Source organism: Exiguobacterium sp. s39 (assembly GCF_018618925.1).
GTDB classification, from domain to species: domain Bacteria; phylum Bacillota; class Bacilli; order Exiguobacteriales; family Exiguobacteriaceae; genus Exiguobacterium_A; species Exiguobacterium_A abrahamii.
Window position 1 is genome coordinate 224,334 of record NZ_JACSNA010000001.1, and the last position, 15,620, is coordinate 239,953.

The window sequence follows — 15,620 nt, forward strand, 5'->3', positions numbered from 1 at the left end:
TTTCGTGTATAGTAGGAGAAGAGTCTATTGTAAAGGGGTTTTATAGAATGGAAATCGTAATGATCACTTCCGGTATGGCATCTGAGAATGGTTATTTATTATTTAAAGACAAGGAATGTCTTGTCATTGATCCGGGTACAGAAGATATGCGGTTTTTCGATGAAATTGAAAGTCGGGGAGCGACTTTAAAAGCGATTTTGTTGACGCATGCGCATTTTGACCATATCGGAGGTGTGGATATGTTACGACGCTTCACGGAAGCCCCTGTCTACGTGCATCCGGAAGAAGCAGGATGGCTCGGTAATCCAGAATGGAATGGTTCAGCAAAATTTGGAATGCCACCGATGCGGATGAAACCAGCGGATCATTTGTTGCAACCAGGACGATTGACGATCGGTAGCTTTTCGATGCATGTACTTGAGACGCCAGGACACTCACCAGGAAGTGTGACGTTCTACTTTAAAGGAGAACGGATCGCGTTCGGTGGAGATCTCCTGTTCCAGCAAGGCGTCGGACGAACGGATCTACACGGTGGGGATCAAGACGTATTGATGCGTTCACTGGAGCGACTCATCGCGGAACTACCGGCAGATACGACGGTTTATCCAGGGCATGGTCCGAGTACGACGATTCGTCAAGAAATGAAATCGAATCCATTCCTCTGACTAAAAAAACTCGCCATCCAAAAGGATGACGAGTTTTTTTCATTACATCTGGAAGTTCGACCAGTACGTAAAGACGATGAAAAATACAGTTAAGTAAGCTCCAAAGATATAGACATACGTTTTTTCAGTTAAGCGCAAGTAACCGAGCGCTGCAAAAAATACAGTTTGTGCTAAGAAGACGAAGCCCATGACTAAAAATGAATCCGTATGCTCACTTGAGCTTGCATCGCCACCCAATGCGCCAATAAATGCCATGACTGCGATGATACCAGTCCAGAAACCGAGTACGCGGTACATTCTCCCCATTCCTATAACCCCCTAAATCCGACAGATAGTCAATATACGTACTTATTTTACCAAGCAAACAATCATCCGTCCATCCTGTTCTAGTGATTGTTAAGGAATAACTGTGAACAAAAGATGAAGTTTCAAAAAAAGTTGTACAATAGTTGTACAAAAGGTGTACAAAGTCAAATTGACATGCTATAGTAACTGTAATGAAACCCCACACTTTGAGAGGAGGAGCAAAAATGACGAATGAGTTAGTCTTTTTCACATACCCAAGCTGTACATCATGTCGTAAAACGAAATCATGGTTAAAAGAGGAACATGTTGATGTAGAGGAACGTCATCTGTTCAGAAATGCTCCAACAGTTGATGAACTCATGGAACTGTTGAAATTATCGACGGATGGGATTGAAAGTTTGCTCGCAACACGCAGTCAAGCCTTCAAGGATCTCGGCATTGATATTGAAGACATGAAACTCAGTGAGTTATTACGCCTCATGAGTGACAATCCGAAATTATTACGCCGCCCAATCATCACTGATGGAAAACAACTTGTTATCGGATACGATAAACCAGGTCTTGAGACATTGGCGAAGCGTAAACATCGGACAATCGCACACGTATCGTAAAGAAGCCGGTTTGGTCGGCTTCTTTTTTTTGTGTATTGTTTGCGGTAGGGAGGTGAAGAGAAATGAAGGAATGGACGACACAACTCATGGAACGATTCGAATCACTTGGTGCAACAGATGTTCATTTCGTACCGAATGAAGCTTGCGTCCGAATCGTTTGTCGAACGGGTGATGGTTTGTGTGAACAAGAAGAGGTGGAACTGACGCGTTACCGGACACTTGTCAGTCATGTCCGCTATGAGGCGAACTTAAAGGAACAGAATGAGCGGATTCCGCAAAGTGGTTTGTATCCGCACGGGAAAAAGGGCATGCGTGTCTCGTTGTTGCCGAGTCGACAAGGGGATGCGATGTCGTGGCGATTTTATCGATCAACGGTCTCTCAAGAAATAGCTTTACGAACGTTACACAATCAATTGGACTTCGCTTGGTTAGCTGAACAACGACACGGGTGTATCGTCATTTCTGGATCGACAGGTGCAGGAAAGACGACGATGTTATATTCCTTGATGAGTGCAATGGAAGAAAAGCGAATCATCTCGATTGAAGATCCGGTGGAATGTACGGTACCAAACGTCTTACAACTGGAACTAAATGAAAAGGCAGGCTTCACTGCTACGCGATGTTTTGAGGAAATATTGCGAGCGGATCCGGATTGGATTGCTTTTGGTGAGGTGCGGACGAGAGAGGCAGCACGTTTGACGATGAATGCCGCACTTAGTGGTCACGTCGTGTTATTTACGTTACACGCTGGAAGTATTGATGAGGCGCGATTGCGATTGCGTAGTTTAGGGATCGAAGAGTCAGAACTAGCTGTCTGTCAACGCATCATTCATCTCGAGCGAAAAGGAGAGGATGTCCGCTGTACCGTCAGAAACTTACAAGCCGCGATCAAAGTCGGTTCTTAAAACGATATCACCGTTTGTTATCAAAAGGCATTTCCGCGAAAGAGACGTTACTCATTTTAAAACGATTCGAGCGTCAGCCGTTCGCGGAAGTAGTCGGAGAAATGGAACAACGTCTTGAGAAAGGAGACTCCTTTGCAGCATCGCTTGAACCGCTTGCGTTAACGAATACCTTAAAACGACTTCTTTTCGTTGGAGAAAGGACAGAGCGACCATTGCTCGTTCTTCGCCAAATCGTGAAACTGCTCGACCTCGAAACAGAAATGCGATCGAAGTTTTGGAAGATGATTCGGTATCCGCTTGTTCTAGCGACCAGTCTATTCCTTCTGTTCTTCTTTTACGCCCTCTACGTATTTCCGTCTCTCCTCGAGATGTCGGACCCGAAGACTCTCCCCTCATTTCTGCATCTCCTTCTTCACCCCTCTGCGAAATATCTGCTCGCAAGTATTCCCGTTATTTTGTTGACCTCCGGGTACCTCTTTTTTCGCTTCTTTCCGTTAAACCGTGTTTTACGACTGAAACCGCTACAGCGTTTGATTCGCCTCTACTACAGCTATTTATTCACGATCGAAGTAGGATCATTCATCGATGCTGGCTTCTCACTCGAAGAGACCTTTCGCCATCTAGAGCAAGGACAAGCGAATAAAAAAGGGCATCTCTATGCTCGTCTACATGCTAAACAACAGGCAGGGGAACCACTTGTAGAAGCGCTTGGCGAAGATGAGATCATCGAAGCCGAGACGATTGGAATCGTCCATTTGGCACGGGAAAGTGGCGATCTTGGACCGTTGTTGCTTGAACAAGCGACACTCTTACATGAGTCGATGGAAGAGGAACTAGAGAAAAAGTTGTTATGGATCGAGCCGATTTTGTACGGTGGATTGACGATCATGACGGGAACGTTGTTTCTCATCTTGTATTATCCGATACAGCTAGCGATACAGCAGCTTCCATTCTAAACAGAGGAGACGATACGATGAAACAATTCTTAAAGCGACAGGATGGATTCACCTTACTTGAGATGGCAGCCGTCTTATTGATCATTTCGTTATTACTGCTCGTTTTGATTCCAACGATGACAAGTGGAAAGGACCAGGCGAAAGGTGTCAGTTGTGAGGCGAACATTCGAGTCATTCGGTCAGAAGTAAACCTTTACTATGCCAAAGAGAAGAAGTACCCAGAATCGCTTCAGACGATCAATCGCGGAACAGCTGATAAACCGAATGCTCTCGTCTGTGATCAGGAGACGTATACGTATGATCCGAAGACTGGCGAACTTACGAAGTGAACGTGGATTTACCTTATTTGAGATGACGGCGGTGCTGACAATCATTGCTTGTTTACTTGTTTTTTTATTACCGGCACTGTTTGAGAAACGACCGGACTGGATTCCGCTTGAACAAGAGGTTCGTCTGATGGAACAAGATATTCAGACACTTCGACTGATGCAGTACTCAAAGCAAGATCAATCATTGATGCAGTTTCGATTTCGAGGAGACGGTACAGGATACCTTGTCCTTGCGGATGACCGGTTGTTATGGCAACGGACATTCCAAAATGGTCATACGTGTACCGTTCCACCCTCGAATCGCATCATCTATTTTAAAAGCTATCACTCGATTTATGCAGCGACTTGGTCTTGCCGTTCGGCAACAGCCGAATATGAAATCAAATTCTTACTTGGGAACTATCAAATGGCAATCCGTAAAGTGAGGTGAGAAGTATGCAGAACGAACGCCAAGCGGGCTTCTCTTTGCTTGAAGTGATGCTCTCGATCGTTGCAATCGGTATCTTTATGATGTTAGCGATTGATCCTTATCTCGATTTACGGACGAAACAAATGAAATGGGAACAAGAGACGGAACAGCTTGAGCAGATGGCTACGGATCAAGTTGAAAACCGAACAGCGTCCTATGTCCTGAAACAAGGAGCGTGGTGCAATGAAACGATGTGTCTTGCGAGCGGAATCCGGAATGACCCTTCTCGAACTCTCATTCGTCCTATGGCTGAGCCCACTTCTTCTGCTGGCAATCTTGACATTGACCCCACTCGTTCGTCCGCCGGAAGTCAACCGAATGAATGAAGAATTGTTCTTTCATACCGTGGAACGACTGATGTGGCGTAGTACGATGTGTGAGCGCGTCGGAGACGAGATTCGTGGAATGGACGTCAATCCGGGAGAGACGGCTGAAAAGTGGCGTCTCGTCCGTGTGCAAGATCAACTACGTCTCAAGAAAGAACAGGGAGGTGAACTGACATACGCCCGCGACGTCAAACACTATACCGTGACAGGGGATGCCGAGATTCTCTCGATTCAGTTGAACGACAGCAGACGTTCCTTCCGATGCGTCAGGAAGGATTCATCTTGATTCAAACGTTACTGTTACTTCTAGGAATGGGAGTCGTGCTCTTGATTTCTTGTCAGCAAATTGACGAAGAGATGCGGCATCATCAGTTAGAGCAAGAAGCCCTTCAACTCGAGTCTCTCATCCGAGCGGCGAAAGCAGATTGTACGAAGGACGAGACCCTCCACTACCCAATCGGACAAGTCAGCTGTACAGCGACCGATAAAGGCTTTAAAATGGAAGCGAGATTAGAGAATGGTCAAAGAATCGAGGCGGTCGTCACACATGAGTAAGGTTTATTTGATTGGGTTTATGGGAACTGGTAAAACAGCCGTCGGACATCGATTGGGTTCACAATACGAGGTCGACGAACTGGATGAACGGTTCGAACAGGAACATGGACAAACGATTACCGCTTTTTTCGCTGAGCATGGCGAAGCAGGGTTTCGTACACATGAAAGCGAATTGTTGAAGAGTAGCAATGCGGAAGTAATCGTCACAGGTGGCGGGATCGTCGAACGAGAAGAGAACCGACTGTACATGCAGGAGTCCGGAACAGTCGTCTGGATCGATACACCCTTTGATTTGATTTGGGAACGGATCGCCGCTGATCCGAATCGTCCACTCGTGACAGAACGGGAACAAGTGAGACGATTGTTTGAACGTCGCTATTCCTTATATGCTGGAGTAGCTACTGTCCGACTCGAAGGAACGGCATCAATCGAAGAATTAACGCGTGCGATTGAAACTGTATTGGAGGAGAAGTCATGATTTGGATTACGTTAAGTATTATTTTACTGGCTATCATAGGACTCGTGTCGTTCGGATTCAGTCTTTACAAAAAGAAGCTGTCTCAGGATATTCGGCAGTTAAAACAACTGATGGAGCGCTTTACGATTCGTCAGCAAACCTTGCAGACGAACATTGATCATACGACGCAGCGAATCGATCAAATCAAAGGGAATATCAATCGAATCACTGAAGAAGGAAATCGTGTGAAACAAGGAGCGAGCCAATTGGTGACGGAAGGTCGTCGGCTCCAGGAGGAAATCAAACGAACTGCCGGAATCAAACAATTTTGAAATGGCTTTCATGGGAAGAATATGAAACAATAGGAGAGAAGGGACAGGGTCCTTTCTCTCTTTTTCGTATGTTCCTTTTTCCGAATAATACTAGATAATTATGATTTTAATTGGTAAGATGGATTTGAAAATGGAACATTAAAGAGAAGAGAGAGTAAAAACGTTCGTAAATAGGGGGATTTGTATGAGTCAAACGACATTGAAAAGAACACCGTTATTCGAAACGGTTTCGCAAACCGGTAAGATGGTGGATTTTGCGGGATTTGAAATGCCAGTTTTGTTTTCCTCGATTAAAGAAGAACACGTTGCAGTAAGGGAGAACGTCGGCATGTTCGATGTCTCGCACATGGGAGAACTGTTCGTCAGCGGACCGGATACTCTGACGTTTTTACAAGCTACATTATCAAACGATATTTCGAAGATTGCGGTGGGGCAAGCGCAATATAACGTCTTATGCCAAGAAGACGGTGGGACAGTGGATGATTTACTCGTCTATCGTTTGGCAGAAACGGACTATCTTCTCGTCGTCAATGCTTCGAACATTGAAAAAGACGAACAACATTTACGTCACTATCTAACAGGGGACGTCACGCTTGAGAATCAATCGGAACAATATGGTCAAATTGCGGTCCAAGGACCACGTGCGGAAGCCATCCTTTCCGGCATGACACCACTTGCTTTATCAGAGATCGGATTTTTCAAGTTCCAACGGGGGACGGTTGCAGGAGTGGAAATGATCGTCTCACGCAGTGGGTACACAGGGGAAGATGGATTCGAACTCTACATGGCAGCTGGTGACGCACCTGCTGTCTGGCAAGCATTGCTTGAGCAAGGTGTCGTACCATGCGGTCTCGGGGCACGTGACACATTACGTTTTGAGGCATGTCTGCCACTTTACGGACATGAATTATCAGCAACGATTTCACCAATCGAAGCGGGAATGGGCTTTGCGGTCAAACCACAAGTCAAACCGTTCGTCGGTTCAGAAGTCTTGTTGCAACAGAAAGAACAAGGAGCACCGCGTCGCTTGATCGGTCTTGAATTACTCGATAAAGGGATTGCGCGTCAAGATGCACCGGTTTGGCATGACGGGGAAGTCGTTGGTGTGGTGACGACAGGTACGTTGCCGCCGACAGTCGGAAAAGCGATTGCTTGGGCACTCGTTCCTGCAGAAGTAGCGGAACAAGAGCAATTTGAAGTGGAAGTACGCGGAAAACGTTTAGCAGCGAAACGAACAGCGACACCGTTTTATCGTCGCACGAAATAAGGGGGATATTTCTATGGATTTTCGTTATTTACCAATGACAGCAGAAGATGAGCAGGCGATGTTACAGACGATCGGTGCAGCATCGATCGAAGATTTACTCGCTGATATCCCGGCATCCGTCCGTGATAACGGTACATTGGAAGAAGTCGGTGTGCCACTTCCGGAAACGGACTTGATTCGGACGCTATCGAAGCTTGCCGACCAAAACATGAATACGAAACAATATCCATCGTTCCTTGGCGCAGGTATCTATGATCACTATGCACCTGCTGTCGTCAACCATATGTTACTGCGCTCAGAGTTTTACACTGCCTATACACCATATCAGCCAGAGATTTCGCAAGGTGAGCTACAAGCGATTTTTGAATTCCAATCGATGATTTGTGAATTGACAGGGATGGATGTCGCGAATTCTTCGATGTATGACGGGATCACGGCGTTAGCGGAAGCGGCCATGCTTGCGTGTGCCCATACGAAGAAAAAGACGATCGTTCTTTCGGACGGCGTTCACCCGGAAGCACACGATGTCGTTCGGACGTATGCGAACGGTCCAGGACTAAACGTCGAGACATTATCGCTTGAGCAAGGTGTCACACGGATCGATCAACTCGATGCCATCGAAGACGTCGCCTGTGTCATCGTGCAGTATCCGAACTTCTACGGTCGTGTCGAAGAACTACAAGCATTGGCCGATGCGACACATGCACGTGGTGCGCTCTTCATCGTCTCTGCGAATCCACTGGCACTCGGTATCTTAGAAGCGCCAGGTAAACTTGGCGCTGACATTACGATCGGAGATTGCCAACCGTTCGGAATTCCACAAAGCTTTGGTGGACCGACATGTGGTTATTTCACGACGACAAAAGCGTTGATGCGTAAGATTCCGGGACGTCTCGTTGGACAGACCGTCGATGAGAATGGGAAACGCGGTTTCGTTCTGACGTTACAAGCACGTGAACAACACATTCGCCGTGACAAGGCGACATCTAACATCTGTTCGAACCAAGCGTTAAATGCACTCGCTGCTTCGATCGCGATGAGTGCACTCGGAAAACGGGGTATCCGGGAACTCGCGACACGCAACTTGCAAATGGCACATGCCTTAAAACAAAAGCTGAAACAGGCTGGCTTTACGATCGTTGACGATGGACCGAGCTTCAATGAATTCGTCGTTATGCTACCAATCGACGCGACACGTGCGAGTCAACAATTGCTCGATCACGGAATCATCGGCGGTTTACCGTTAGGATCGTATGACGCGGCACGTCAAAATGAAATGCTTGTTTGTGCAACGGAATTACGGACGAATGAAGAGTTGGATCAATTCGTGACAGCGTTAGGGGGACTCACACATGAATGAGCAAACATTGATCTTTGAAATTTCTAAACCGGGTCGTATCGCCTATAGCTTACCGTTACCGACTGTCGATGAGGTGGCAGTAGAAGAATTGTTACCGACCTCGATGTTACGGAAGGAAGACGTGGCGCTACCGGAAGTATCTGAACTGGATCTCGTCCGTCACTATACGGCACTCTCGAACCGTAACCATGGTGTGGATTCTGGATTCTATCCACTCGGATCATGTACGATGAAATACAATCCGAAAATCAATGAAGATATGGCACGCCTCCCTGGGTTTGCACACATTCACCCGCTTCAACCAGTCGAAAGTGTCCAAGGGGCACTCAGTTTGATGTATGATCTGCAAGAAAAACTCGCAGTCATCACAGGAATGGATGAAGTGACGCTTCAGCCGGCGGCGGGAGCACACGGTGAATGGACAGGCTTGATGTTGATTAAGGCCTACCATCATGCACGTGGTGACTTTAAACGGACGAAAGTCCTCGTACCGGACTCGGCACACGGAACGAACCCCGCATCGGCATCTGTCGCTGGATTTGATACCGTGACGGTCTTATCGGATGAACGTGGTCTCGTTGATTTAGCGGACTTAAAGAAAAAAGTCGGTGACGATACAGCGGCACTCATGTTGACGAATCCAAACACGCTCGGTTTATTTGAGTCGGATATCGTCGAAATCGCCAAAGCGGTTCATGAGGCAGGCGGAAAACTGTACTACGATGGTGCGAACTCGAATGCGATCATGGGCATCGCTCGACCAGGGGACATGGGCTTTGATGTCGTCCACTTGAACTTGCATAAGACGTTCACAGGACCGCACGGTGGCGGCGGACCAGGATCGGGTCCAGTAGGGGTCAAACAAGATTTGATTCCGTATTTACCGAAACCAATCGTCCGCAAAGAGGAAGAGCGTTATGTCCTCGACTACGATCGTCCGGAAGCAATCGGTCGTGTCAAACCATTCTACGGTAACTTCGGCATCAATGTTCGTGCCTATAGCTATATTCGGACGATGGGTGGAGCAGGTCTTGCTCGCGTCTCGAAAGAAGCGGTCTTGAATGCGAACTATATGTTGGCTCGTCTCAAAGGTGCGTATGACGCGCCATACGACGTCTATTGCAAGCACGAATTCGTCTTGTCGGGTAAACGTCAAAAAGCACTAGGTGTCCGGACGCTTGACATCGCTAAACGTCTGCTTGACTTTGGATACCATCCACCAACGATCTACTTCCCGTTGAACGTCGAGGAGTGTATCATGATCGAACCGACGGAAACAGAGTCGAAAGAAACACTCGATGCCTTCTGTGATGCGATGCTCCAGATTGCAAAAGAGGTCGAAGAGACACCGGATGTCGTCTTGAACGCACCACACACGACGGTCGTCAAACGGATGGACGAGACACTTGCTGCTCGAAAACCAGTCTTACGCTACGAACCAAAACAAGAAGTACACGCATAAGCTGTTTCATAAAAAAGAGGACCTCTCCGACGAAGGAGAGATCCTCTTTTTGCGATGAACGAAGCATTAGCTCCGTTTGATTTTTCCTGACCACTGCTTGAATCCGCCTTTTAACTGATACAGATTCGTATAGCCTGCTTTTTTCAAGACTTTTGCAGCCTGTGAAGAACGCATGCTACCTTGACAATACAAGTAAATCGGCATGTCTTTTCGTAATTCCTTCGAGCGCATCTTCATTTGGCTGACCGGGATGTTACGGGCACCGACGATGTGTCCACCTTTGAATTCCTGTGTTTCGCGAACATCGACGATTTGTGCTTTACGGTAGTTCGCACGGAATTCTTCTTGCGACAATTTCGTGATGCCTTTGACCGGCATGAAACGCCAAGCGATGTAGGCGATCAGCGCGACCCATAATACGATCGTAATGATAGTTCCAGTTTCCATATTCGACTTCCAACCCCTTCGTTCGTTTAACCTCTGTTTCATTATAGTCAACGAAATCGATTTCGGCAATCGACTCGTGATTGCGCGACCGAGAATGGGTTTGATACACTAAGACGGAAACGTTTTGGGGGTGCTCAAGTGAACAGAGAGTGGCAAGTGTTGACGACGCCGGCGATGGAGCCGGCAATGAACATGGCAATCGATGAAGCATTGATTCAGTTCGTCGGGCGGGGGGAGATCGCACCGACGCTTCGTTTTTACTCATGGGAACCACGTGGATTAAGCGTTGGTCATTTTCAACGGGCAACCCGTGATATCGATCGAGAGCGGATTGCAGAACTCGGGATTCCGATCGTGCGTCGGATGACAGGAGGGCGCGCTGTCTTGCATGCAGACGAGTTGACATACAGTGTCGTCATCCCGGAAGATACAGAAGGTTTACCACGCACGGTCATCGAAAGTTATCGGATGTTGACGGAAGGGATTCGCAAAGGATACCATCACCTCGGCATTCCGGTCGAATTTTCCGTTCCGTTGACGGAAGAGGAAAAAGAAGAATTACGGAAGCCGAAATCAGCCGTCTGTTTTGATGCAGCATCGTATTATGAACTCGCTGTCGGAAAACGGAAAGTCGCAGGAAGTGCACAAGTCCGCCATCAAGGCGTTGTCTTACAGCACGGTTCGGTCCCACTCTCTGTCGATGAAGGTGAATTGTTTGATTGTTTCTTGTATGATGATGAGTCGATGCGCGAGCGAATGAAAGCGCGTTTTTCAGGAAAAGCTGTCGCTTTAAATGAGCTAGCAGGTCGCGCTGTCGCATTTGACGAGGTACGAGAAGCGTTCACGAAAGGCTTCGAAGAGGCGCTTGATTTGTCGTTCGTTCCGTTGACGTTCACGAGTGAGCAGTGGCAGGAGATTGAGCGTCTTGCCGAGAAATACCGTAGTGATGAGTGGAACTGGAAACGCTAATGAATGAAATGGGAAGGTGATGTCGTGCCAACTCCGAGTATGGAAGATTATTTGGAACAAATTTATAAACTGATTGAAGATAAGGGATATGCCCGCGTATCGGATATAGCGGAGTCGTTAGGAGTTCACCCGTCATCGGTAACGAAGATGGTTCAAAAACTCGACCGGGAGACGTACCTTGTTTACGAAAAGTATCGGGGTCTCATGCTGACACCTAAAGGACGCAAAATCGGAAAGCGTCTCGTGGAACGACACGCCTTACTTGAAGATTTTCTTCGTCTCGTTGGTGTGGATGAAGAACTGATTTATAAGGATGTCGAAGGAATCGAGCATCATATTAGTATCGAAGCGTTGGATAAGATTAACGGAATGATTCAGTTCTTTGCGGAACGTCCTGGTTTGAAAGAGGAACTGCATCGCTATCAACAAGCCCATCCAGAGGATTGAGGCTTGTTTTTTTATAGTTCCTTGCTAAAAAAGTTCTCAAACACGAACGATCCATTACATTTTTATGATAAAGTGCGCATTTTAAGTTAGATATGCTATACTGAGCCTGAAAATGGACGAAGGGGGTGGCGGGTGTTCGCACCTTGTCATGGAAATCACGATTAAAGAAAAATTAGTGTCGGAGTCACAACTGAAAGAAAAGGTTCGTGAATTAGCACAACAGATCGAAGTGGATGCGGCTGGGCGTCAAATCGTTCTCGTCGTCGTGTTGAAAGGGTCGATGGTCTTTGCTGCGGATTTGATGCGCGAAATCAAAGGAAGCGTTCAAATTGATACAGTCGCGTGCTCTTCTTACGGAACAAAGACCGTCTCTTCCGGGCGTGTTCAGTTGAAGAAAGATCTCGATCTTGATGTTCAAGGGAAATATGTCGTCGTCATCGAAGATATCATCGACACAGGGCGGACGCTCCATTTCTTATGTGATCACATGAAATTGCATCAACCCGGAGTTCTCAAAGTATGTACATTGCTTGATAAACCGGCACGTCGTGAAGTAAAACTCGACGCAGACTATGTCGGTTTCGAGATTCCGGATTACTTCGTTGTTGGGTACGGAATCGATTGTGCGGAGGAATATCGCAATCTACCGTATATCGGTTGGGTCGAAACGGATTGAACACGAAAAAAGGAGGTTCGTCGCATGACGAATCTCCTTTTTAATGTACTTCTGAAATTAAAAAGCACGTTTTTTCTTTTTGCCTTTTTTTCCTTCGATAACTGTCAGATGAGGCGCTTTTGAACGATCGCGCAACGGTCTGACTTTATTCGATGCCGGCGCTTTTGAGGATTTGACCGGTTTTTTCTTAAAGTCTGTCCGGCGAACAGAATTCGAAGAGCCATGCATTTTTTTTGATTGAGCGACGGATTTTCGGTACTGAGCATTTGCGCCCGTTCCGACGCTTCGATTACGAGTCAGGAACTTAAAGAGCAAGAAGATGATCCCGGCGGTAATCCCGAAGAACAGCAATTGTGAAAACAGACTACTTGGATTATTGACGAGTTTATATCCGAAGCCGACAAAAGCGAACAGTAACACGACGAGTGCAAATGTAGAACCAATGCGTTGTCTGATCATAATATCACCCCTGTTATCGATTAACCCAGTGCATTCTCATGTAGGTTATGTTCCTGTTTTTCCAATGCTTCAAACGCATAAATCGCAACCTCGATCTGTGCATCGTCCGGTTCTTTCGTCGTCAAGTATTGTAACCATAGGCCAGGCAAGGCGATGACGCGAAGTCCTTTGATGTGCTGCGCTTTATTCGTCAGCTGTAACACTTCAAATGAAAGACCGATGACGACCGGTAATAAGGCGATCCGGCAGACGAGACGCAACCAAAGCGGATCCGTTGGCACGATCAGATAGACGAAAAATCCGACGATGACGGTGAAGATCAAGAAACTCGAGCCGCAACGGTAATGAAGACGACTGCTGACGCGAACGTTTTCGACCGTGAGTGGGCGTCCTGATTCGACGCAGTTGATGACCTTATGCTCTGCACCGTGATATTGAAAGAGTCGTTTGACGAGCGGAGTCAATGAAATCACGTAGAGGTAACTGAACAAAAGCGTTAATTTGATTGTTGCTTCGATGACATTTTGAATGACATGTCCCGATAAAGCAGGGATCACATCGAATAATGATGCAAGGAAAGCAGGTAGTAACGTAAAGAGTAATTTACCGAAAAAGAATGATAGGATCCCGACTACAGCAACGCCGAGCCATTTCGTCAAGGGGCTGGCAGTCGTTTCTTCCGGCTCTTCTTCACCAGGTTTGACACCGTATCGGTCACTTGCGAAGTTCATATGACTGGCGCCATTCGCTGAGGACTCCATTAAAGCAAACAAGCCACGCAGAAGTGGGATTTTTTTACCTTTAGCGATTCGTGGTCGAACCGGCTTTTGTTGGGCGAACGTCTCGATCGATTCATCATTTCGACGAATCGCTGAGACCGCATGGGTCGCATTTTGGAACATGACGCCTTCGACGATGGCTTGACCACCGACCGGCGGATTAGTCGTTTTCATAATAGAACGCATCCCGTCTTCATTAAAATTAGGTGTATCGTCAGTGTACTTGATTTACGACAAAAAAACTATGTTCGACTCGTCAAAACGAGGTAATCTTTAGGAGTCGGAAATCGGGTTATGATACAATGAAAAGGAATTTGAGGAGGTGTTTTTTTGCGTGTCTTGATATTAAACGGACCAAACTTGAATTTACTCGGAACACGCGAACCGGATACATATGGAACGGCGACATTAGCCGACTTAGAACACGATCTTCGCACATATTTTCCGAACATTCAGTTTCGGTTTGAACAATCGAACCATGAAGGACGACTGATTGATGTTCTTCACGAGGAACGGGGAGCGGACGGCATCGTCTTCAATGCGGCTGCCTACACGCATACGAGTATCGCGTTACGTGACGCGATTGCTGCAATCGAAGCGCCCGTCATCGAGGTCCATCTATCGAATGTCCATGCACGTGAATCCTTCCGGCATCATTCGATGATCGCACCCGTCTGCCAAGGTGTCATCGCTGGACTTGGCATGACGGGATATCGTCTGGCAACGGAGGCACTCCAAGCTTTACAACAATCGGAACAAGGGGGAAATCAATCATGAAACAACGGATCGAGGCGTTACAAGCAGCTTTAAAGGAACGGGACCTTCCAGGATTACTCGTCACGAAGGCAGAGAATATTCGTTACATTTCCGGCTTCACGGGCTCAAGTGGTGCATGTCTCGTAACAGAAGAGCAAGCGTACTTCGTGACGGATTTCCGTTACACGGAGCAAGCGGCAGACCAAGTTAAAGGAATGGAGATCGTCCAAATCGAACGGTCGATTCCAGAGACGATGGGCGAATTGATGGCAGGAGCGCGTGTTCGCGCGGTTGGTGTCGAAAAGGATGCGATGACACTCGGTGCTTTTGAAGCATACGATCAAGCTTCGGCAATCGAGCTTGTTCCGACGACAGGAATCATTGAAAACCTACGCTTGATTAAGGATTCGTCAGAGATTAAGATGATTAAGGAAGCGGTGGAGCTCGCAGACGCGACCTTCCAACACATCTTGACGTACATTCAACCAGGACGAACGGAACTTGAAGTATCAAATGAACTAGAATTCTTCATGCGTAAGCATGGAGCGACGTCTTCTTCTTTCGATACGATCGTGGCATCGGGCTATCGTTCTGCCTTGCCGCACGGTGTTGCCAGCTCGAAGGTCATTGCGACAGGTGAACTCGTCACGCTTGATTTCGGAGCGCTCTTGAACGGTTATGTTTCAGATATCACACGGACTGTCGCAGTCGGTCCGATCAATGCCGAGTTGCAGAAAATCTACGATACGGTCTTACAAGCGCAACTAGCGGGTGTCGACGGCTTAAAACCAGGCATCACTGGGATCGAAGCGGACGCGTTGACACGTGATATCATCAAAGAAGCAGGTTACGGTGAGTACTTCGGTCACTCGACGGGACACGGTATTGGTCTAGAAGTACATGAAGGACCTGGCTTGTCGTTCCGCTCTGAGACGAAACTTGAACCAGGCATGATCGTTACGGTCGAACCAGGTATCTACGTGCCGCAAGTTGGCGGATGCCGGATTGAAGATGACGTCTTGATCACGGAAACAGGTCGAGAAATTCTTTCGTCTTCACCAAAAGAACTGATCACTCTCTAATTCAG

23 protein-coding genes are annotated in these 15,620 nt (G+C 47.2%); 19 read left to right on the forward strand and 4 right to left on the reverse strand.

The window, feature by feature from the left end; translation table 11 throughout:
* Positions 1-47: 47 nt before the first annotated feature.
* The gene (locus KNQ11_RS01135; protein ID WP_214769071.1) at positions 48-665 is read left to right on the forward strand and encodes an MBL fold metallo-hydrolase; all 618 of its coding nucleotides are present in this window, start codon (positions 48-50) and stop codon (positions 663-665) included.
* A gap of 42 nt (positions 666-707) precedes the next feature.
* Here the strand turns inward: KNQ11_RS01135 and KNQ11_RS01140 are convergent, their stop codons facing one another.
* On the reverse strand, positions 708-971 hold the full coding sequence (locus KNQ11_RS01140) for a DUF2626 family protein (protein ID WP_023467555.1): 264 nt from the start codon (positions 969-971) through the stop codon (positions 708-710).
* 224 nt (positions 972-1,195) lie between these two features.
* On the opposite strand from KNQ11_RS01140, the gene KNQ11_RS01145 reads away from it, so the two are divergent.
* The 13 genes from KNQ11_RS01145 to gcvPB all read left to right on the forward strand — a co-directional run bounded on the left by KNQ11_RS01145 (position 1,196) and on the right by gcvPB (position 10,000).
* Positions 1,196-1,582: a Spx/MgsR family RNA polymerase-binding regulatory protein gene (locus KNQ11_RS01145; RefSeq protein WP_023467556.1), complete on the forward strand. Its 387-nt coding sequence runs from the start codon at positions 1,196-1,198 to the stop codon at positions 1,580-1,582.
* 62 nt (positions 1,583-1,644) lie between these two features.
* Positions 1,645-2,487: an ATPase, T2SS/T4P/T4SS family gene (locus KNQ11_RS01150; protein WP_214769074.1), complete on the forward strand. Its 843-nt coding sequence runs from the start codon at positions 1,645-1,647 to the stop codon at positions 2,485-2,487.
* A gap of 14 nt (positions 2,488-2,501) precedes the next feature.
* Positions 2,502-3,443 (forward strand): type II secretion system F family protein, encoded by a 942-nt coding sequence (locus tag KNQ11_RS01155; RefSeq protein ID WP_251139603.1) that lies wholly within the window; start codon positions 2,502-2,504, stop codon positions 3,441-3,443.
* Positions 3,444-3,460: 17 nt separating this feature from the next.
* Entirely contained in the window at positions 3,461-3,772 is a 312-nt protein-coding gene (locus tag KNQ11_RS01160) for a competence type IV pilus major pilin ComGC (protein ID WP_023467559.1), read from the forward strand.
* Positions 3,741-4,202, forward strand: coding sequence for a type II secretion system protein (locus KNQ11_RS01165; RefSeq protein ID WP_149426968.1), 462 nt, complete (start codon positions 3,741-3,743; stop codon positions 4,200-4,202). The genes KNQ11_RS01160 and KNQ11_RS01165 overlap by 32 nt, the downstream gene beginning before the upstream one ends.
* Before the next feature lie 5 nt (positions 4,203-4,207).
* Entirely contained in the window at positions 4,208-4,567 is a 360-nt protein-coding gene (locus KNQ11_RS01170) for a type II secretion system protein (RefSeq protein WP_064300292.1), read from the forward strand.
* Positions 4,458-4,853 (forward strand): hypothetical protein, encoded by a 396-nt coding sequence (locus KNQ11_RS01175; RefSeq protein WP_230088813.1) that lies wholly within the window; start codon positions 4,458-4,460, stop codon positions 4,851-4,853. Before KNQ11_RS01170 ends, KNQ11_RS01175 begins: the two co-directional genes overlap by 110 nt.
* Positions 4,850-5,122, forward strand: coding sequence for a hypothetical protein (locus tag KNQ11_RS01180; RefSeq protein ID WP_231884698.1), 273 nt, complete (start codon positions 4,850-4,852; stop codon positions 5,120-5,122). The genes KNQ11_RS01175 and KNQ11_RS01180 overlap by 4 nt, the downstream gene beginning before the upstream one ends.
* A complete protein-coding gene (locus KNQ11_RS01185; RefSeq protein WP_214769076.1) occupies positions 5,115-5,600 on the forward strand; it encodes a shikimate kinase in 486 nt (161 codons plus the stop codon). Before KNQ11_RS01180 ends, KNQ11_RS01185 begins: the two co-directional genes overlap by 8 nt.
* On the forward strand, positions 5,597-5,911 hold the full coding sequence (locus KNQ11_RS01190; RefSeq protein WP_214769078.1) for a hypothetical protein: 315 nt from the start codon (positions 5,597-5,599) through the stop codon (positions 5,909-5,911). The genes KNQ11_RS01185 and KNQ11_RS01190 overlap by 4 nt, the downstream gene beginning before the upstream one ends.
* Positions 5,912-6,095: 184 nt before the next feature.
* Positions 6,096-7,178, forward strand: a complete 1,083-nt coding sequence (gene gcvT / locus KNQ11_RS01195; RefSeq protein ID WP_214769079.1) for a glycine cleavage system aminomethyltransferase GcvT — start codon at positions 6,096-6,098, stop codon at positions 7,176-7,178.
* Positions 7,179-7,191: 13 nt separating this feature from the next.
* A complete protein-coding gene (gene gcvPA / locus KNQ11_RS01200) occupies positions 7,192-8,538 on the forward strand; it encodes an aminomethyl-transferring glycine dehydrogenase subunit GcvPA (RefSeq protein WP_214769081.1) in 1,347 nt (448 codons plus the stop codon).
* Positions 8,531-10,000 carry an aminomethyl-transferring glycine dehydrogenase subunit GcvPB gene (gcvPB, locus tag KNQ11_RS01205; protein WP_214769083.1) on the forward strand — a complete coding sequence of 490 codons (1,470 nt, stop codon included), beginning with the start codon at positions 8,531-8,533 and terminating at the stop codon, positions 9,998-10,000. The genes gcvPA and gcvPB overlap by 8 nt, the downstream gene beginning before the upstream one ends.
* Positions 10,001-10,066: 66 nt before the next feature.
* Here gcvPB and KNQ11_RS01210 read toward each other — a convergent pair whose 3' ends face one another.
* Positions 10,067-10,447, reverse strand: coding sequence for a rhodanese-like domain-containing protein (locus KNQ11_RS01210; RefSeq protein ID WP_023467569.1), 381 nt, complete (start codon positions 10,445-10,447; stop codon positions 10,067-10,069).
* 138 nt (positions 10,448-10,585) lie between these two features.
* On the opposite strand from KNQ11_RS01210, the gene KNQ11_RS01215 reads away from it, so the two are divergent.
* The 3 genes from KNQ11_RS01215 to hpt all read left to right on the forward strand — a co-directional run bounded on the left by KNQ11_RS01215 (position 10,586) and on the right by hpt (position 12,539).
* The gene (locus KNQ11_RS01215; RefSeq protein WP_214769085.1) at positions 10,586-11,416 is read left to right on the forward strand and encodes a lipoate--protein ligase family protein; all 831 of its coding nucleotides are present in this window, start codon (positions 10,586-10,588) and stop codon (positions 11,414-11,416) included.
* Between the two features lie 24 nt (positions 11,417-11,440).
* Complete coding sequence (gene mntR / locus KNQ11_RS01220) at positions 11,441-11,863, forward strand: transcriptional regulator MntR (RefSeq protein WP_035398709.1); 423 nt, start codon at positions 11,441-11,443, stop codon at positions 11,861-11,863.
* Positions 11,864-12,011: 148 nt separating this feature from the next.
* Positions 12,012-12,539, forward strand: a complete 528-nt coding sequence (hpt, locus tag KNQ11_RS01225; RefSeq protein WP_064300287.1) for a hypoxanthine phosphoribosyltransferase — start codon at positions 12,012-12,014, stop codon at positions 12,537-12,539.
* A 57-nt stretch (positions 12,540-12,596) separates the two neighbouring features.
* Here the strand turns inward: hpt and KNQ11_RS01230 are convergent, their stop codons facing one another.
* Positions 12,597-12,998 (reverse strand): SA1362 family protein, encoded by a 402-nt coding sequence (locus KNQ11_RS01230; RefSeq protein ID WP_023467573.1) that lies wholly within the window; start codon positions 12,996-12,998, stop codon positions 12,597-12,599.
* A 20-nt stretch (positions 12,999-13,018) separates the two neighbouring features.
* Positions 13,019-13,951: a DUF1385 domain-containing protein gene (locus KNQ11_RS01235; RefSeq protein ID WP_133207977.1), complete on the reverse strand. Its 933-nt coding sequence runs from the start codon at positions 13,949-13,951 to the stop codon at positions 13,019-13,021.
* Positions 13,952-14,107: 156 nt separating this feature from the next.
* Here KNQ11_RS01235 and aroQ point away from each other — a divergent pair, with 156 nt between their 5' ends.
* Entirely contained in the window at positions 14,108-14,554 is a 447-nt protein-coding gene (gene aroQ / locus KNQ11_RS01240; protein WP_023467575.1) for a type II 3-dehydroquinate dehydratase, read from the forward strand.
* The gene (locus KNQ11_RS01245) at positions 14,551-15,615 is read left to right on the forward strand and encodes a M24 family metallopeptidase (RefSeq protein WP_023467576.1); all 1,065 of its coding nucleotides are present in this window, start codon (positions 14,551-14,553) and stop codon (positions 15,613-15,615) included. Before aroQ ends, KNQ11_RS01245 begins: the two co-directional genes overlap by 4 nt.
* The last annotated feature ends 5 nt before the right edge of the window (positions 15,616-15,620 follow it).